This is a genomic window from Gordonia sputi NBRC 100414 (assembly GCF_000248055.1).
Classification (GTDB): domain Bacteria; phylum Actinomycetota; class Actinomycetes; order Mycobacteriales; family Mycobacteriaceae; genus Gordonia; species Gordonia sputi.
This window is the reverse complement of record NZ_BAFC01000034.1, coordinates 38,297-57,227: the sequence shown is the minus strand read 5'-3', so window position 1 is coordinate 57,227 and position 18,931 is coordinate 38,297. Positions and strand designations below refer to the sequence as shown.

The following is an 18,931-nucleotide window of genomic DNA, read 5'->3' as shown; positions in this document are numbered from 1 at the left end:
GCGCGCCACCCCGACTGCTCGCCGGGGTGGGGAACTCGTGAGAACGGGTGTCGTAGGCGCGTGATTCGATGGACTCGTGGCTCGACGACAAGGGGGGCCGAGACAGTCCCGGACAAACGCACCCCGTACACGACACCCCCGTGAGGGGCAGGGGGGCGGCACTGCGCTGCGCACCCATCTCGTCGCGTCGACCACTGATTCCGATGGCGCGCAGGGCGCCGGGCGGCCGAGGGTCTGGCCGGCGCAGGTGCAGGCTGTGATCGACGGCGCGGCACCGGCCTCTGGCGACGGCTCCGGCTGGCAACCGTGGCGGGTGCACGGCGGGCCGGGAACCGGCAAGACGTCGCTCGTCGTCGACGCCGCTGTCGCGCGGTTGCTGTCTGCCGATACGGACCCCGAGTCGATCCTGGTGCTCGCGTCGAGCAGGCGTGCGGCGGTCGCACTGCGCGAACGGATCACCCGCAGGGTGCTGGCTGAGTCGGGTGGCTTCGGAACGGGGGCAGGCGGCGCGTTGCGCGAACCGCTCGTCCGCACGATCCACTCGTACGCGTTCGCCATCCTGCGGTTGCAGGCGAGCGCGCACGGCAATCCGCCGCCCCGTCTGATCACCGGTTCGGAGCAAGACGTCGTGCTGCGCGAACTGCTCGCGGGCGATATCGAAGACGGTGCGGGCTACTGGCCGAAGCTGCTACGTCCCGCGCTGGGCACCGACGGCTTCGCGCAGGCATTGCGCGACCTCATGATGCGGGCTGCCGAGCGTGGCGTCGGCCCGGAAGAACTCGCGTCGCTCGGCCGCACACATCGCCGACCCGAATGGGTCGCCGCGGCGCGGGCATACGCACAGTACGAGCAGAACATGCTGTTGCGCGGGGCCGTGGGGCTCGCGACTCCCGGTGCGTCGGCGCCCGCGGTCGACGCCGCCGAGCTGGTCGGGTCGGCGCTGTCGGCGTTCGCGACAGATCCCGAGCTCCTCGCGGGTCAGCGCAATCGCATCCGGCACCTGATCGTCGACGACGCACAGCACCTCGACCCGCAGGCAGCAGAACTCGTCCGACTCGTCGGCACCGGAACCGAGTCGACGATCATCGCCGCCGACACCGACCAGTCGATCTTCGGATTCCGTGGTGCGAGTCCGCGTTTCGCCGACGGACTGGCCGATCCAGGATCCGAACGCGACGTCGTGCTGAGCGAGGATTTCCGTTCGCACCCCGACATCGGCGAGGTCGGCCGAGCGCTCGCGTCGCGGCTCCCCGGTGCCCGGCCGCATTCCTATCCACGGGCGTCGGCAACGGCGGACGACGACGCAGGCGCGGCGGTCAGGGTGTTCTCGTCGGCGGCCAAGGAGGCGACGGCCGTCGCCGACCTGCTGCGCCGCGCCCACCTGTTCGAGGGTGTCCCGTGGTCGGACATGGCGGTCATCGTGCGCTCTGTGCACCTGGCATTGCCTGCGCTGCGTCGAGCGTTCCGATCCGCGGGCGTCCCGCTCACGACGCCCACCTCCGATCTGCCGATCCACCGGCAACGTTCCGTTGCGGCGCTGATGACGGTGCTGTGCGCGGTCGCGGCGCGCTCGGATGCAGCAGAGGTAGCTCCTTCTCCCGACGAGACGTTCTCCATCGACGACACCGTCGCGTTGCTGACCGGCCCCATCGGAGCTGCCGATCCGGGCGCGATGCGCCGACTGCGTCGTGGTGTGCGCAGGTGCGACGAGAAGGCGGAGCGTGACGCATCCTCGGCCGGAGATGTCGCGGGTGAGGCTGCGGCGCAACGTGATTCGTTGACATCGTTGCGGGAGGCACTGCTCGACGACGAGGTCGCGCAGCGTTACCTGCGCGCGCTATCCGACGCCGAGGCCGCACCGTTGCGGCGCGCGCTCGACGTGATAGCTGCAGCGCAGCGGGCTCATGGTGCCCGCCGCGGCGTCGAGGAGACCCTGTGGGCCGCGTGGCAGGCGAGTGGGCTCGAGCGTCGGTGGGTCGGCAGCGCGATCAGGGGTGGGCCCGCAGGTGAACAGGCCGACCGCGATCTCGACGCGATGATGGCGATGTTCGAGGCGGCGGGCGACTTCGCCGACACGCTCCCGTCTGCGGGGCCCGCGGCTTTCGTGCACTACTTGAGCCAGTTGCAGATCCCCCGCGATTCCCGAACCGCTTCTGCGGCAGCCGATTCGGTGACGGTCCTGTCCGCGCATGCTGCGGCGGGCCGCGAGTGGGAGGTCGTCGCTGTCGCGGGTGTCCTCGACGGGCTCTGGCCGTCGCTGCGGAGTCGGGGCAGCGTGCTCGCCACCGCTGAGCTCGTCGACCTGCTCGACGGCGTCGCACCAGACGGGATCGACGTCGTCACGCGTGGTGCCGGGGCACTCGCGGACGAGCGGCGTCTGTTGCTCGTCGCGTGCACGCGGGCGCGGCGTCGACTTCTCGTCACAGCGGTCGAGGACGGTAGCGGCGACGCATCGCCGTCGAGGTTCGTCGCCGAGATCGCGGCGGCGCTCGGTGGCGAGTCCGACACGGACGCAGATGCGCCGCAGGTCATGGAGGGCGTCGCGCTCGATCCCGGCGTCGACCGTGTGCTGTCGCTTCCGTCGTTGGTGGCCACCCTGCGGTCCGTGGTCATCGCCGGTGCGCAGGAGCCAGAACTCGACGAGCGCACCAGGGCGGCCGCCGAACTCCTTGCCACACTTGCCGATTCCGACATCCCGGGAGCGCACCCGCGTGACTGGTTCGGTCTGGCAGAGGTGAGCACCGATGCGCCGCTGTGGCGCCCCGACGACGGGCCGATCACTTTGTCGCCGTCGAATATCGAGAGTTTGAGCAGGTGCTCGCTGCGCTGGCTGCTCGAACGCAACGGTGGGCGCGACGGCGATGCGACACCCGCCATCGCGGGCAGCCTGGTGCACACGCTCGTGCAGGCGGTTGCGGGCAACATCGACCCGGCCGAGGTGACCGGCGCGTTGCGCGACATCTGGGAGCGCGTCGACACCGGAGCGGCGTGGTACTCGGCGCACGAGTTGGAACGAGCGGAGGAGATGCTCACCAATTTCCGTGACTGGCTGCGTATTTCGCGCGACGAACTGCGGGAGCGTGGTGTCGAATCGGCCATCGACGCCACGGTGCCCGGCGTCGACGACGATCCACCGGTGCGGCTGCGTGGTCGCGTCGACCGACTCGAGGCCGACTCGTCGGGCAGGCCCGTCGTCGTGGATGTGAAGACCGCGAAGACCGCGGTGTCGCGCGCCGATGCCGAGGAGCACGCACAGCTCGCCGCCTACCAGGTGGCGCTTGCGCACGGCGGTGCGGCGCAGTTTCCGCCCGACACCGACGGCACGCTCGAACCCGGGGGTGGGCGCCTGGTGTTCGTGTCGGCGAACAATACGTCGACGGGCGCGGCCGAGCGTGTCCAACCTCCGCTGACACCGGAACTGCTCGATGAGTGGATCGGTGTGGTGCGGTCGGCGGCCAAGGCGAGCGTCGGGCCGGTGTTCGACGCGACGCCTAACCCTGGCTGCGCGCACTGCGCACTGCACACGAGTTGTCCCGCGCAGTTGCGTGGCAAGGCGGTGATCGATGACTGACGTCGATGTGCGGCGCGCGCGTGTCTCCGCGACTTCGCTTGCCGCAGCGCTCGGATTGCCCTCGCCGACACCCGAACAGGTCGCGGTGATCGAGGCGCCGCTGGAACCGCTGCTCGTGGTCGCCGGTGCCGGTGCGGGCAAGACCGAGACCATGGCGTCGCGGGTCGTGTGGCTCGTCGCCAACGGGCTGGTCTCACCCGACGAGATCCTCGGACTCACGTTCACCCGCAAGGCGGCCAGCGAACTGGGCGCCCGCATTCGGCGTCGACTCTCGATGCTCGCGGGGTCGCCAGCCCTGGTGAACTGGGACCCCGACGGCATGCTGGCCGCGCGGCTGCGTTCGGCCGACCCCGAGGTGAGCACCTATCACGCGTACGCGGGCAGGCTCATCGCCGACTACGGGCTGCTGCTGCCCGTCGAACCGAGTTCGACGCTGCTGAGCGAGACCGAGCTGTGGCAACTCGCGTTCTCGATCGTGTCGAACTGGACCGGCCCGTTGCACACCACCAAAGTGCCCTCCGGCGTGACCGAGGCAGTGCTGCGGTTGCACGGCGAGATGGCCGAACATCTCGTCGATCTCGACACGCTGACCGCGTGGGGCGACGACCTGCGGTCGATGGTCGACACATTGCCGCCCGGCCCGAGGCAGCGTGCGGCGCCGAGCAAAGACCTCGTCAAGATCCAGGAGGTCATCGACGAACGCCGTGAACTGCTGCCGATGGTGGCGGCGCTGCGCGACGCGATGCGTGAACAGTCCGCACTCGACTTCGGCAGTCAGATGTCGCTGGCCGCCCAACTGGTGCAACGCAATCCGGACGTTGCGGCGGGTGAGCGGCGGTCCTTCCGTGCCGTGCTGCTCGACGAGTACCAGGACACAGGCCATTCGCAGCGAATCCTGTTGTCGACGCTGTTCGGTGGTGCGGGTACGAAAGCGTCTGGAGGCGAACGTGTTCCGACGGTCGCTGTCACGGCGGTCGGCGATCCGATCCAGTCCATCTACGGCTGGCGCGGCGCGTCGGCGGCCAACCTTCCCCGCTTCACCGCCGATTTCCCGCGCTCCGACGGCAGGCCGTCGGAGCGGCTCGAGCTGCTCACGAGTTGGCGCAACCCCTCGCACACGCTCGAGCTCGCGAACCGGACCTCGGAAGAGTTGCGGCGCAGGGGAATTCCGGTCAGCGTGCTGCGCCCGCGACCCGACGCGCCGTCGGGAACGGTCTCGATGGCCCTCACCTCGACGGTGGTCGACGAGCGGGCATGGCTGGGGGAGGCCATCGAACGTCACTACCGTGATGCCGAGCGCGACGGCGTCGACCCGCCGACCGTCGCGATCCTGGTGCGCCGCAACGAGGATTCGGCGCCGTTGGCGGACGAACTCGAGAGTCGGGGAATCCCGGCCGAGGTGATCGGTATCGGCGGGTTGCTCCACGTACCGGAGATCGAGGACGTCGTCGCGACGCTGCGGTTGATGGCGGATCCGATGGCCGGGACCGCAGCGATGCGACTCCTGACCGGCGCGCGCTGGCAGTTGGGCGCCGCCGACATCGCCGCACTGTGGCGGTGTGCCACCAACCTCGCCGCCGACGCCTTCGCGGCATCCGGTGGTGCTGTCACCAGCCGCGAAGAACTCGACGCCGCGCTCGACGCCGTGCTGCCGACCGAGGTCGTCGACCGTGCCGGAATCGCCGACGCCGTCGTCGATCCGGGCGATCCGGAGGCGTACACACCGCAGGGATACGCCCGTATCCGGGCGTTCGGCGCGCAGCTCGAGGCGCTGCGCAGGCGCATCGGCCAGCCGCTGCCCGAGCTCGTCGCCGACGTCGAGAACACGATCGGTGTCGGCATCGAGGCTCAGATCAGGGCTCGTCGCATGCGCGGTGCGATCACCGGACGCGAACATCTCGACGCCTTTGCCGAGTACGTCACCGCGTACGCCGACCGTCCCGGCGCGAATCTGCCGGGCCTGCTGGCCTTTCTCGACACCGCCGAGACCATCGAGAAGGGACTCGAGCCCGGCAGGATCGAGGTGGCCGAGCAACGCGTCCAGATCCTCACGGTGCATGCGGCCAAGGGGCTCGAGTGGGATGTCGTCGCGCTGCCGCACGTCGCGGCACGGATCTTCCCCGGTGGGCGGGCCGATACGACGTGGATGCGCAGCGCCAAGGAGTTGCCGGGACCGCTGCGTGGCGACCTCGCGGAACCGGGGACGGGGGAGGGCTTCCCCACCTTCGACCTCGCAGCCGCGGGCATCAGCAACCGCAAAGAACTCGCCGAGGCGCTGACTCTGCACAAGGAGGCGATCGACGAGCGCAGGCTGGAGGAGGATCGTCGACTCCTCTACGTCGCGTTGACGCGAGCGCGCCACGATCTGCTCGTCTCGGCGCATCACTGGAGCGAGACCGGCGACAAACCGCGCGGCGGGTCGGAATTCTTCGACGAGCTCGTCGCCATCGTCTCCGACGCCATCGCCGACCCTGCCGTCGATTCCGAGGGCCTCAGCATCGACGAGCTCGCCCCGCCACCGGAAGACGGTGCGACGAACCCGTTGGCCGAGCAGACCATTCGTGCGCCGTGGCCCGCGGATCGGCTGGGTGCGCGTCGCGAAGGAGTCGACGCGGCGGCCCGACTCGTCCTCGATGCGGTCGCCGCGCGCAGTGCTCCGGCGCTCTTCGACGCACCCGCCGACAGCGGCACCGAGTCGGCGGCACACGGGCAAGACCCTGAGACCGCAGAAGAATCCGAGATCGCGCAGTGGAGAGCGGAGGTCGACGCCCTGCTCGCCGAGCATTACCGAGGCAACCAGGCCTTCGTCGACGTCGCGCTCCCGACGCACCTGTCGGTCAGCCAACTCGTCGAACTCGACTCGGACGAAAGGGAATTCGCACGACGACTCCGCCGTCCGACGCCGTTCCGGCCCAATCCGACGGCACGCCGCGGTACCGCTTTCCACGCATGGGTGGAGCGGTGGTTCGGTGCGACGCGGCTGCTCGATATCGACGAACTACCGGGTGCCGCCGACTCGTCGGCCTCGCCGGACGCCGACCTCGACGCGCTGCGCGAGGCGTTCCTGGCGTCGAAGTGGGCGTCGCGCAATCCCAGCGAGGTCGAGGTCCCGTTCGAGACGGTCATCGGCGACACGGTGATCCGCGGCCGGATCGACGCGGTGTTCGCCGAACCCGACGGCTCGTGGGTCGTCGTCGACTGGAAGACGGGTGCGGTACCCGGTGGTCGGCGTGACGGGGCGTCGAACGACTCGACCGTCGGTGGTGCGCAACGAGAATCCGTCGACATTCAGCTCGCCGCCTATCGGATTGCGTGGGCGCAGCTCGCAGGTGTTCCGGTGGATCGGGTGAGCGCTGCGTTCCACTACGTCCGGCACAACTACACGCTCGAGCCCGAGGTGTTGCCCGACCATGACGATCTCGTCGCGCTGCTCGCGCGAGAGTCGGATCAGTGATACACCTCCCGGATGCATTAGATTCACACCCTGTGAAGCAAAGGTGGTTCGGCTGATGCGCGGACGCGGATTCCGACGTCGATGGCGGGGCGAGGAGCTGTCCGACGGCCCCGACTACGCACTCGTCGGCGTCGTCCGTATTCCGGAGCTCAAGCAGAGTCCGGCTCGGGCCATCGGGCGTCGGGTCATCTTCGCGGTAGTCGCGCTGTTCTTCACGGCCGTTCTCGTCTACGTCGACCGCAGCGGCTACCGCGACGTTCAAGATAACGAGCTCTCGTTTCTCGACGCGATGTATTACTCGGCTGTGACGTTGTCGACCACCGGCTACGGCGACATCACTCCGTTCAGTCCGTCGGCTCGCCTGCTCAACCTGCTGATCATCACTCCGCTACGCGTGCTGTTCCTGATCGTGTTGATCGGTACGACGCTCGAGGTGCTGACCGAGCGGTCCCGCCAAGCTCTTAAAATCCAGCGCTGGAGGAACAACTTGCGCAACCACACCGTCGTCATCGGGTACGGCACCAAGGGTCGTAGCGCGGTCGACGCGATGATCGGCGACGGCATCAAGCCGGCCGAGATCGTCGTCGTCGACAACAACCCGGGAGTCCTCGAGCATGCGGAGGCCGACGGTCTCGTGACGGTTCGCGGCGACGCCACGAAGTCCGACGTGCTGCGGCTGGCGGGTGTCGCGCACGCCGCCAGCATCGTCGTGGCCGCCAATCGCGACGACACCGCCGTTCTCGCCACGCTCACGGCGCGCGAACTCAACCCGCGCGCGAAGATCGTCGCGTCGATCAGGGAGTCGGAGAACACGCACCTGATGCGGCAGTCGGGTGCGAACTCGGTGGTCGTGTCGTCGGAGACTGCGGGCAGGCTCCTCGGTATCGCGACCATGACGCCGTCAGTCGTCGAGGTGATCGAGGACCTGCTGACTCCCGACGCCGGGTATGCGATCGCCGAACGCGAAGTCGATCCGACGGAAACGGGAGGCTCGCCCGCCCACACCCGCGACATCGTCCTCGGCGTGCTGCGTAACGGTGTGCTGCACCGCGTCGACGACAGCGAGGTCGAGCAGATCGAGGCGGGCGACCGGCTGCTGTACGTCCGCAAGGGCGCGGGCGACTGAGGTTCGCCACCGGCGAGTGAGTCAGGGTAGAACAGTCTTCATGGGCGCCTTTGTCTTCGACCAACCGCCGCTGCTGTCTCGAGGCACGTTTGACCGTGCCGACGAGGTCCGCGACGAACCCGACCGTATGCTCGCAGGCTGGCCGACAGCGCGCGTACTTCGCATCGATACCGGCGGTCGCTATCCCGTCGAGCCCGACGGGGCGCTGCGGTGGGTCGACAGTTCTGAGTTCGGAGACGAGCCTCCGGCCGATGCGGTCTTCCTCGCACACACCGACACCGACCTGTGGACGATCAGGGTCGAAGCACTCGACGGCAAGACCGCCGATCCTCGACGCGGAGCCTCCCGACTCGACGCCGACGAGGCCGGACTCCTGGCCACCGCGCTCGGTATCTTGAACTGGCATGCGACAGCACGGTTTTCACCCGTCAACGGCTCCCCAACCGTCCCGGCACGTGGCGGTTGGGTGCGTCGCAATCCGGAGACCGGCGTCGACGAGTTCCCGCGCACCGACCCCGCGATCATCACCGTCGTCCACGACGGCGCCGACCGAATCCTGCTCGGACGTCAGGCCGTCTGGCCCGACCGGTGGTACTCAACGCTCGCGGGCTTCGTCGAACCGGGAGAGTCGTTGGAGCAGTGCGTGATCCGAGAGGTTCACGAAGAGGTCGGGATCACCGTGAGCGAGCCGCGATACCTGGGATCGCAGCCGTGGCCGTTCCCCAGATCACTGATGCTCGGTTTCTCCGCGCTCGGCGACCCCGCCGAACCGCTCCAGTTTCTCGACGGCGAGATCGGCGACGCGCAATGGTTCACGCGCGCCGAGGTACTCGACGCGCTCGACCGCGGCGACGAATGGCTGCGGGGCATGCCCGAACCCGACGTCGCCGACGGCGAGGACGCCCCTCGGCTACTGCTGCCCGGCTCGATCTCCATCGCGCGGGCGCTGGTCGAGGCCTGGGCGCGCACGCCCGCCTGACCGGGCCTGTCTCAGACGCCGAGCTTCTTCTTGACGTCGGTGATCGATGGGTTCGTGGCGGTCGTGCCGTCGGCGTACTGGACCGTCGGGACCACGTGGTTGCCGCCGTTGACGCTGCCGACGAACTCTGCGGCGTCGGGGTTGCGCTCGATGTCGATCTCGGTCCACTCGAGGCCCGAGCTGCGCAGGGCCGTCTTGAGTCGCGCGCAGTAGCCGCACCACGACGTGGTGTACATCGTCAGTGCGGCGGGGGTCTGATTCTCAGATGTCTCGCTCATGGCATCCACAACACGAACTCGTCGGCGCGTGTTCCCGACCTGTCTCCACGGTGAGGGTGTGGCGCGCTTGTGGACAGCGGTGAACGGGCCGGCGTCGGCGTCGTATCGGGGTGCCATAGTGGAACCCGTGTCCGACAGCCCCTCATCGCCCCGCGCACGTGACCGCAGCATCCTCGACGGACTCGACCCCGAGCAGCGGGCCGCAGTCCTCGCGCCGCGCGGTCCGGTGTGTGTGCTGGCGGGTGCGGGTACCGGCAAGACGCGCACCATCACGCGACGCATCGCGTATCTGATCGATCAGGGGCAGGTCAATCCCGGTCAGGTGCTCGCCGTGACGTTCACGGCGCGGGCGGCGGGGGAGATGCGCGGCAGGCTGAGGTCGCTCGGCGTCGGCGCCGGCGGTCCGAGCGTGTTGGCGCAGACGTTCCACGCTGCGGCCATGCGCCAGCTCCGCTACTTCTGGCCGCGCGCGTTCGGCAGTGCGTCGTGGGAGCTGCTCGACAACAAGTTCCCACTTGTCGGACGTGCGGCACGCAAAGCCGGACTCGACAGTTCCACCGACACCGTGCGCGACCTGATGTCGGAGATCGAGTGGGCCAAGGCGTCGCTCATCGGACCCGAGGACTACGTCGCTGCCGTCACCCGTGCCACCAGAGAGACGCCCGCACCCGCCGCGCAGGTCGCCAAGGCTTTCGCCGCCTACGAGGACGCCAAGGTCTCACCAGACGGCGACCGCCTCCTCGACTTCGACGACCTCCTCATCTACATGACGACGATCATCGAGTCCGACGCCGGGCTTGCCGACGAATTCCGTTCGCGCTACCGGTGTTTCGTCGTCGACGAGTATCAGGACGTGACGCCGGTGCAGCAGGGTCTGCTCGACGCCTGGCTCGGTCCCCGCGACGACCTGACCGTGGTCGGCGACGCCAACCAGACGATCTACACGTTCACCGGCGCCACACCGAAGTACCTTCTCGATTTCGGCCGCCGATTCCCCGACGCCACGCTTGTGCGCCTCGAACGCGACTATCGGTCGACGCCGCAGGTGGTCAGCCTCGCCAACCGGGTGATCGGGGCTGCGCGTGGGCGGATCGCCGGGACGAGACTGCAACTGATCGGACAGCGCGACGCCGGACCCGAACCCGAGTTCGCCGAATACGACGACGAGCCGAGCGAAGCGTCGGCCGTCGCGTCGGCCATCAAGCGTCTGATGAACTCGGGTGTACCCGCCTCCGGGATCGCGATTCTCTACCGAATCAACGCACAGTCGGAGAATCACGAGCAGGCGCTCACCCAGGCGGGCATCCCGTACCAGGTGCGTGGTGGCGAGGCGTTCTTCACCAGGGCTGAGGTCCGTCAGGCCATGCGGCAGCTCTCGCTCGTGGCGCAGCGGGGAATCCGCGACGACGTCGAACTTGCCACGGTGGTGCGATCGGTCCTCGGCGAGCTCGGCATGTCCGACGACGAGCCGACGGGTGCGCAGGCGAAGGCCCGCTGGCAGTCGCTGCGTGCGCTGTCCGGGCTTGCCGACGACATGCTTGCCGACAATCCCGCCCTGACACTGCCCGAGCTCGTCGCAGAACTCGACGCGCGGTCGCAGGCTCGGCACCCACCAACCGTCCAGGGCGTCACGCTGTCGTCGCTGCACGCGGCGAAGGGCTTGGAATGGGATGCGGTGTTCCTTGTCGGACTGACAGAGGGATCGCTGCCGATCAGTCAGGCCATCAAGGGATCGTTCGACGACGTCGAGGAGGAGCGTCGACTCTTCTACGTCGGCGTCACCCGAGCCCGCGAACATCTGCACATCTCATGGGCGATCGCCCGCAACGAGGGCGGTCGAGCACGACGTCGTTCGCGATTCCTCGCCGACCTCGTGCCCGACGACTCGCCCGCGTCGCGTATCGCACCGGCGTCGAAGCGAGCACCGCGGAAGGGACCGACGTGCCGGGTGTGCGGGTCGCGATTGCTCGATTCGACTGCAACTCTGCTCGGCCGGTGCGCCGATTGCCCGTCGGATCTCGATGAGGGTCTGCTCGTGGCGCTCAAGGAGTGGCGCCGGACGCGAGCGGACTCGAAGAAGGTTCCCGCCTTTGTCGTGTTCTCCGACAAGACATTGCTTGCGATCGCAGAGCAGCGGCCGACGGATTCCGCTGCGCTGGTGTCGATCTCGGGTATCGGTGCCGCCAAGCTCAACGAGTACGGCGAAGAGGTCATCGAACTCGTCAAAACCGCAGGTCAAAAATAGGTTGTGCGCTCTACGGCGAACCGAATAGTCTGGTTCGCGTCAGCACGGGAAGGTCACCGGCATATTCATGTGTGCCACGACCCCTCGCGAAACCATCGAGACCGAAAGGAGTGGATCAGTGAACGGAATCGCCAACGCAATCGTGATTGCGAAGACGATCGCAGCGATGCCAGATGCTCATCGCATCACGCACCATGCGCCGCGCGCATACGCCGTCAGTGACCACGCCTGGCGTGCTGCAGACCTGCAGCCCGCACCGTGTCTCGGTGCCACCGGTTTCCCACCGGCAGCACCGGTAGCGAGCACTGCCGCAGCGAAGCGAGCGATGCAGCGGTTCCCCGTACTGACTCGGGATCTCTCCACGTAGGAGGGTTTCGACAGCCACAACGGCCACGGGTGAATCGCACAAGGCGACCCGTGGCCTTTCTCGTGACGGATCACCGAACCACCACACCAGTGGATCGGCAACTCCCATCACGTCGAGGCCGAGGGCCATCGCCACAGACGATGACCAACCTCGAACAGATGTGGAGTACCAGATGACCGTCGAATGTGTTCTGGAGTCCTGTATCTCGGCGGACCGTGAGGTCGCTGCCGGGAACGCGCTGAGTGCCGCACCGGCACTCACCGCCTCGACCCTTCCGTGCCAGGAAGCCGACGCCGACCTGTGGTTCGCCGAAGACCCCCGTGACCTCGAGCGTGCCAAGGCGATGTGTGCCGACTGCCCGCTGCGGGCGCAGTGCCTGCAGGCTGCGCTTGATCGTGCCGAGCCATGGGGCGTCTGGGGCGGCGAGATCTTCGAGCGTGGTGCCGTGATCGCGCGCAAGCGCCCCCGCGGCCGCCCGCGCAAGACCGCGGCCTGACATGGATGGACACGACCCACGCGGCCCCGCCTCATGCGACACGACGTCGCAGATGGCGGGGGCCGCGTTGCGTTCTGGCTGACCTGCGACGTGGTGCGTCGGTCACCGTGGGGGACGCGCGGTCAGGGTCGCGCGCGAAAGCGGACCGCCCACTCGTTCGTCTCGACCTCGACGTCGGTGAAGCCCGCTGCGTTGAGTCGCTCGGCCAACGTCGCCGGATCGACCGGCACGCAGACGTCGCCGGCGTGCAGCGCGCGAAAGTCCGGGCTATCCCTGCTGTCGGAACCCGCGAAGACGCCGTCCGCGGTCAAGAGTCGACGCGCCTCCGCGAAGATCGCGTCCTGAAGTTCTGTCGATGGCACGTGATGCAGCATGGTCAGACACACGACGGCCGTGTAGCGCGAGCCTTCGAGTCCAGATGCCGTGCCATCGGCGTGGATGACAGTCACGTCGTCTGCCTCGGCGAAACGATCGGCAAGCGCCGCAGCCAGCGCCTCATCGACCTCAACCGCGGTCAGGTGTTGAGTTCTCGTACGCAGGATGTCGGTGGTCAAACCCGGTCCGGGGCCGAATTCGACGGCATCCGAACCCAATTCGACGTCGTCGAGCGCCCACGGCACGATCCACTGTGACAACGCATCTGCCCACTCGGTGCTCGCGCACAACTCCAGATGCTCCTTGTTCATCACCGCATCATCCCGCAAAGCCTGCCGCCACAGGAAGACTCCGTCAGCGTGGGTATCTGGTCAGCGCGGCTATGTGGTCACCGTGGGTATGTGGTGATTGTTTCGCCTGTGCGGGTGCTGGTCCAGGTGATGGAGAGGTCGGTGTGCATGGTGGGTGTCCAGAAGCCGAGGTGTTTGCGTTGGTGGTCGGGTCCGCAGAGGGGGACGAGGTTGAACAGCACGGTCCAGCCGCCCGCGTGGGGGTCGGCGTGGTTGAACTTGACCAGGTGGTCGAGTTCGGTGTGTTCGGCGGGTTTGCCGCATTCGGGGTAGCGGCATACCCCGTGCAGGGCGATGACTTGTTGGCGTAGCCGGTCGGGTGGTCGGTATCGCAGCGCCCATGGTGGTGGTGCTGGGTAGCCGCCGTGTCCGGTGGGGTCGGCGGGAGGTGCGGGATTGTCGGGCAGCTCCCATGCGGCGAGGTTGGATTCCATCGCGGCGAGGTTGAGTCCTGGCGAGGTGAGGTTTGCTGCGGTGAGGTCGGGAAACGCGACGGGTCGTGCGATGACGCCTGCGGCGAGTTCGGCTGCGTGGGCGGGGTCGATCACGCCGAAGCCGACGAGCCGGGGAACCGCGACGCCGGCGGGATCGATGAGTACTTCCAGCGCCGTCTGTTGTGCGGGCTCGGCTGTCGGCTCTTCGGCATGGTGCTCATCGCAGGTCGCGCTGTCAGCGGCCACCTCTGCGTTGGCCTCGCCGGTGTTGGGCAGATCCTCCGCGGGTGCCTCGCCTGCCTCAGTCACACCTGCGTCAGTCACACCTGCGTCGGCCTCGCCGGTGTCGGGCTGGTCGAGCGGTGCTGTGTCGTCGAATGGTGCTGTGTCGCAGTCTGTTTCGGGCTCGGATGGTGTGGCGGGGCAGGTGGTGTTTCCGCAGTGGCAGGTGAGGTGGGCGCCGGGGAGGCCTTGGATGTCGGCGAGGGCGGCGACGCGGCGTCGGCCGTGGGTGCGTGGGTCATCGGCACAGAGTCGTTCGTCGATGAGTGTGGAGATGCGCTGGGCGAGGTGGAGGCCTTGTTCGGCGGGTAGGCAGCCGTCGAGGGTGACGTGTCCGTGTGTGTCGGGTCGGATGTGGATGTTTTGGTTGCGGTCGGCGAAGTCGTGGCGGGCACCGGTGGCGGCGTCGGGGTCGAGAGCGATGACCAGTTCGGTGAGTTGGTCTCGCAGGGTGGAGTCGGCGGAGGTGCGTCGGGCGAGTTCGAGCGCGAGGGGTTCGGCCTGTGCTCGTAGTGACGGGTCGAGGATCGAGAGTTGGTCGGCGACGAGCTCGATGCGGGATAACCGGATGTGGCCGTCGAGGAAGGCGAGGGTGGTGTGGGGGAGGTCGGTGAGGTGGGCGCCGAGGATGGCGTAGCGGCGCGCGAGTGATCGGGAGATGCCGAGTTGTAGCGAGATTTCGGCGATGGCTGCTTTGTCGACGGCGTGGTGGGTGTGGGGTCGGGTGGCGGCGACGACGAGCATGTCGTCGGCGATCGATTCGCCGATGCGATAGGCGAGAAGTGCGGTGCGTGCTTCGGCTTGGCGTGCGAGACGTTGGGTGGTGCGGGCGACGTCGTTGAGTTCGACACCGGACAGGTGACTGATCGTGTCGATGTCGTCGGCGGTGAACGACAGTGGCGAATGCGGGAACGGTGACGTCGGGGCGTGGTCGTCGATGATGTCGGTAATGGCCACCCCTTTTTGCCGTGTTGTTGGTGATCGCTTGTGTGTTCGATCTGACAACAACGCTACAGGGTGGGTACGACAATTCGGACAGCGTGGAGAGCGGAGAACTCAGTCGGCGAGCCCCGGCACCCACTTCTCCATGATCGCCCGGTAGGGGGCCTCGGCGTCGAGTTGCGAGGCGATGCCGACGCAGCCCGCGAGGACACGGAACACCATCACATACTGCTTGGGCACGTTGAGGTTTCGCGACGTCTTGTACACATCGCCGCGCACGTCGGTTGCCTTACCCGCGGCGCGTTGGAGCCACTTACGGGTGAAGTGGAATGACTCGGTGTAGAGCGGGTCGACGTAAGGCTTCAGGTAGGCCTCGATGTCGGTGGGGCTGACCCGGTCGGCGCGGGACCGCAGGATGAAGCCTGCCTTGATCATCTCTTCGGTCAGCTCGTCGTACTGCTTGTCCCGAGCGAGCCGCAGGATGGGACCGGTTTCCGGAGGCAGTCCGTTGGGGTAGTGGCCGACGGCGCCGAAGTCGAGTACGCCGAAGCGACCGTCGTCGGTGATGAAGAAATTGCCCGGATGCGGATCGCCGTGCAGAAGTCCGACACGGAACGGTGAGCTCACCTCGAACGTCGCCATGCGTGCGGCGGCCTCGTTACGGGTGGCCTGATCGCCGGAGGTGATGATTTTCGAGAGCGGCGTGCCGTCGAGCCACTCCGACACGACCACCTTGGGTGCGCTCGCGATGACCTTGGGGATGACGAAATCGGAGTCGCCGTCGAATGCCTTCGCGAAGGCGCGCTGATTATCGGCCTCGCCGAGATAGTCGAGCTCGGCCTCGGTGCGGTCGATGAGTTCGTCCATCATCGCCTTGACGTCCGTACCGGGCGAGAGCTTCTGCAGCAGCCCCGACATCCTCGACAACGTCTTGAGGTCGGCTTTCAATGCGTGGTCGGCGCCGGGGTACTGCACCTTGACGGCGACCTCCCGGCCGTCGGACCAGATGCCCTTGTGGACCTGACCGATGCTTGCCGACGCCGCGGGCTCGTCGGAGAACTCGCGGAAGCGCTGACGCCATTTGGTGCCGAGTTGTTGGTCGAGAACCTTGTGGACCTTCGGCGCGGGTAGCGGGGGAGCCTCGGCCTGCAGTTTGGTGAGCGCTTCACGGAAGGGTTCGCCGAGCTCGTCGGGAATCGCGGCCTCCATGATGGACATGGCCTGGCCGACTTTCATCGCGCCGCCCTTGAGCTCGCCGAGCACCGAGAACAGTTGGTCGGCGGCCTTCTCCAAGAGTTCCTGGTTGACCTCGTCCTTGTCTTTTCCGACCATGCGTTTGCCGAGGCCCGCGGCCGCCCGACCTGCCATACCGATCGGTAGCGTCGCGAGCCGAGCGTTGCGACGATGCTGCCCGCGTGTGATGTCGGTCATGGTGTCCTTTCCCCATCACAGGATAGAGGACCGACCTGAGGATCGGCCTCAGCCATCACTCCTGGAGTTATCCGGCGGCGTCGTATCGGCACCTGCACAGCGGATGTGGAACCCATGTCTTCGTGACGATCCGAGTCGGCTCGGAATGGAGTTCGACGGTGCGCCCGAACAGCTCGGGTTGTCGCGCGCTCTGGGGCGCGCAGATCGCCACGGACAGTTGCTCGATGTGTTCGTGGGCGAGGGCGGCGGTCGCCCGGACCGTGGCCGGCCGTCCGTGACCCGCGACGCGCACCAACTGAGCCGAGACGATCGGCCACTCGGGATCGCGGTCGGCGCGATGCAGATCGATGCACGACAGACAGCTCGTGAGTCGCGGCAAAACCAGGGGTCCGACGATCCCGACCCCATCACGCATCCGCACCTGCAGATGAGGCTTTCCCGCGTCCATGAGACCGGAGACGAGCATCGTGTCGTGTACGAGATAGTCGGTGAGCACCACCAGATCCGTCGGCCATCCCGACACCGGATGCTCGGGCGATGGCCGTCCGCTCGATCGGGTCACGGAGAACCCGGCGTCGGCCAGCGACGTCGCGAGATGTGAACCCAATGGGCCTGAGCCGTGGACGCGGATGCGGCGCAGGCGCTCGTCGATACGACGTGGCGAGGCCAGTCCGTGCAGCGCACGGCCGGCCGCGACCATGTGCTCGAGCAGGGTGGTCAGGTCGTCAGGAGTCAGGCCGGTTGTCGCGAGTTCGCCTGCGACGTCGGACATTCGCTGAGGGCTCTCGAGCGTCACGAGTAGATCCGCGAGTTGGCGTGCCGACACGTCGCGGTCGAGTTCGACCACGATGCCGCTGTCGGGGCCGCTACCGATCTGCAGCCGATTGCCAGGCCGGATGACCACGACGGTGCCCGGAATGACAACCGGCAGAGACTCATCCAACTCAACTGCGACTGCCGTCGATGTCAGCAGTTCACGTGCACGTCGCGCCATGCGGCAACTCTGCCAGCAGAATCGTGGCTCGCGCCGATGAGCGCGACGTTATCCACAGCCGCCGCAGTGCGTCGACCTTTATGCACAGATGTCGCCGTCAGGCGTCGCCGTCGTCCTTCTTGCCGTCGTCCTTCTTGTCCTCACCGCGTTCGCCGTCGGACTCGGGCTTGTCGTCGGAGTCTTTCGCTGCCTCTTCGGCGAGCGTGCGCTCGAGCTCGGCGATTGCCTCGTCGATGCCACCCACGTCGCCGCCGATGACGCGATCGATGAAGCCCGCGGGATTGTCGAGGTCGTCGGCATCGGGCATGAGGTCGGGATGCGCCCAGACGCCGTCGCGGTTGTTGATGTCGCTGGCCTCGGCGAGCTGACGCCACAGGGTCGACGCCTCGCGGACCTTGCGGGGACGCAGCTCGAGTCCGACGAGCGTCGCGAACGTCTGCTCGGCAGGACCGCCGGACGCGCGACGTCGACGCATGGTCTCGGTGAGCGCGGCGGTGCTCGGGATGCGATCAGAAAGTGCCTGTGACACAACCTGTTCCACCCAACCCTCGACGAGTGCGAGTAGCGTCTCGAGCCTGCTCAGCGCAGCCTTCTGCTCGGGAGTCGTTGTGGGCTCGAAGGACGCCGACGAACTCATCAGCTCTTCGAGCTTCGACGGATCGGAGAACAACTGCGCCGGATCGATATTCGCGGTGAGGTCGGTGATTCCACTGAAATCGACGGTGATGCCACGCGCGTACTCCTCGACCGTCGCGAACAGTCGCTGACGCAGCCACGGCACATGCGTGAAGAGGCGCAGATGTGCTGCCTCACGCGCGGCGAGGAAGACGACGATCTCCTGTGCCGGCTGCTCGAGTCCCTCGGCGAACGCCGCGATCGCCTCGGGCAGCAGCACTGCCTCACCCTCGGGTGCGAGCGGCAGACCGATATCTGTGGAGGTCAGAACCTCCTTGGCGAGTTGGCCGAGTCCCTGCCCGAGCTGGGTGCCGAAGGCCATGCCGCTCATCTGGGTCAACATGCCCATCATCGGACCAGCGAACTGCGCTGCCTCGGGAGGCAGGTTCTGCTCCCAGGTACGCGAAAGCTGTTGGGCGACGGGATCGCAGAGGCGCTTCCACGTCGGCATGGTCTCTTCCAGCCACTGCACCGGAGTCCACGCGACGGACTTGCTGACACCGCTGGGCAGTGTGGTCGCGTCGTCGAGCCAGACGTCGGCGAGACGAACCGCGTCGGTGACGGCGTTCGTTTCCCGCTCCAGGACAGGGGTGAAGTTGCCGATCTGTTGGCGGGCGAGGTTCGACGCGAGGTCGTAGTTGACCGGCCCCGATGCCTTGCCCTGACCACCGAATCCGAAGCCTCCAGAACCCATCCCGCTGAGCATGCTGCCGAGCTGGCTGAATACCTGGCCGAGCGCCGCGGGGTCGAGCGACTCACCGCCGAGCGCGAAGCCGAAGGGGTTCTGTGCGGAATCGCCGCCACCAGAGGCGCCGCCGGACGCACCACTGCCCTTGTCGTCGCGGTTCTTGTCGCGGTTGTTGTCGTCACCGTCGCCGGACGGGGAGAAACCGAAGGGCAAATCACTCATGGGTTCCACGGTACCGTCCGAG

At 67.5% G+C, this 18,931-nt stretch carries 13 protein-coding genes; 7 read left to right on the top strand and 6 right to left on the bottom strand.

Annotation, left to right across the window (positions count from 1 at the left end):
* The first annotated feature begins 166 nt into the window (after window positions 1–166).
* The 4 genes from GOSPT_RS05025 to nudC are packed head-to-tail and all read left to right on the top strand — an operon-like array spanning window position 167 to window position 9,130.
* On the top strand, window positions 167–3,571 hold the full coding sequence (locus GOSPT_RS05025; RefSeq protein WP_051993745.1) for an ATP-dependent helicase: 3,405 nt from the start codon (window positions 167–169) through the stop codon (window positions 3,569–3,571).
* Complete coding sequence (locus GOSPT_RS05020; RefSeq protein ID WP_005203660.1) at window positions 3,564–7,025, top strand: ATP-dependent DNA helicase; 3,462 nt, start codon at window positions 3,564–3,566, stop codon at window positions 7,023–7,025. The genes GOSPT_RS05025 and GOSPT_RS05020 overlap by 8 nt, the downstream gene beginning before the upstream one ends.
* A gap of 55 nt (window positions 7,026–7,080) precedes the next feature.
* A complete protein-coding gene (locus tag GOSPT_RS05015; RefSeq protein ID WP_005203658.1) occupies window positions 7,081–8,151 on the top strand; it encodes a potassium channel family protein in 1,071 nt (356 codons plus the stop codon).
* A gap of 40 nt (window positions 8,152–8,191) precedes the next feature.
* Complete coding sequence (gene nudC, locus GOSPT_RS05010) at window positions 8,192–9,130, top strand: NAD(+) diphosphatase (protein WP_005203656.1); 939 nt, start codon at window positions 8,192–8,194, stop codon at window positions 9,128–9,130.
* 11 nt (window positions 9,131–9,141) lie between these two features.
* Here the strand turns inward: nudC and GOSPT_RS05005 are convergent, their stop codons facing one another.
* Window positions 9,142–9,408 carry a mycoredoxin gene (locus GOSPT_RS05005; RefSeq protein ID WP_049698979.1) on the bottom strand — a complete coding sequence of 89 codons (267 nt, stop codon included), beginning with the start codon at window positions 9,406–9,408 and terminating at the stop codon, window positions 9,142–9,144.
* Window positions 9,409–9,535: 127 nt separating this feature from the next.
* Between GOSPT_RS05005 and GOSPT_RS05000 the strand changes: the two genes are divergently transcribed.
* From GOSPT_RS05000 to GOSPT_RS04990, 3 genes are all read left to right on the top strand, one after another.
* Complete coding sequence (locus GOSPT_RS05000) at window positions 9,536–11,653, top strand: ATP-dependent DNA helicase UvrD2 (protein ID WP_005203651.1); 2,118 nt, start codon at window positions 9,536–9,538, stop codon at window positions 11,651–11,653.
* 118 nt (window positions 11,654–11,771) lie between these two features.
* Window positions 11,772–12,020 (top strand): hypothetical protein, encoded by a 249-nt coding sequence (locus tag GOSPT_RS04995; protein ID WP_005203647.1) that lies wholly within the window; start codon window positions 11,772–11,774, stop codon window positions 12,018–12,020.
* A 172-nt stretch (window positions 12,021–12,192) separates the two neighbouring features.
* Window positions 12,193–12,516 carry a WhiB family transcriptional regulator gene (locus GOSPT_RS04990; RefSeq protein ID WP_039854811.1) on the top strand — a complete coding sequence of 108 codons (324 nt, stop codon included), beginning with the start codon at window positions 12,193–12,195 and terminating at the stop codon, window positions 12,514–12,516.
* 122 nt (window positions 12,517–12,638) lie between these two features.
* On the opposite strand, the gene GOSPT_RS04985 is transcribed toward GOSPT_RS04990, so the two are convergent.
* The 5 genes from GOSPT_RS04985 to GOSPT_RS04965 form a co-directional block, all read right to left on the bottom strand.
* Window positions 12,639–13,202, bottom strand: a complete 564-nt coding sequence (locus GOSPT_RS04985; protein WP_005203644.1) for a class I SAM-dependent methyltransferase — start codon at window positions 13,200–13,202, stop codon at window positions 12,639–12,641.
* Between the two features lie 77 nt (window positions 13,203–13,279).
* Window positions 13,280–14,914, bottom strand: a complete 1,635-nt coding sequence (locus GOSPT_RS24250) for an HNH endonuclease signature motif containing protein (protein ID WP_005203643.1) — start codon at window positions 14,912–14,914, stop codon at window positions 13,280–13,282.
* A 99-nt stretch (window positions 14,915–15,013) separates the two neighbouring features.
* Window positions 15,014–16,330 carry an ABC1 kinase family protein gene (locus GOSPT_RS04975; protein WP_005203642.1) on the bottom strand — a complete coding sequence of 439 codons (1,317 nt, stop codon included), beginning with the start codon at window positions 16,328–16,330 and terminating at the stop codon, window positions 15,014–15,016.
* A 67-nt stretch (window positions 16,331–16,397) separates the two neighbouring features.
* Window positions 16,398–17,324: a hypothetical protein gene (locus GOSPT_RS04970; protein ID WP_005203641.1), complete on the bottom strand. Its 927-nt coding sequence runs from the start codon at window positions 17,322–17,324 to the stop codon at window positions 16,398–16,400.
* Window positions 17,325–17,421: 97 nt separating this feature from the next.
* Window positions 17,422–18,909 carry a zinc-dependent metalloprotease gene (locus GOSPT_RS04965; protein ID WP_039854809.1) on the bottom strand — a complete coding sequence of 496 codons (1,488 nt, stop codon included), beginning with the start codon at window positions 18,907–18,909 and terminating at the stop codon, window positions 17,422–17,424.
* Between the last annotated feature and the right edge of the window lie 22 nt (window positions 18,910–18,931).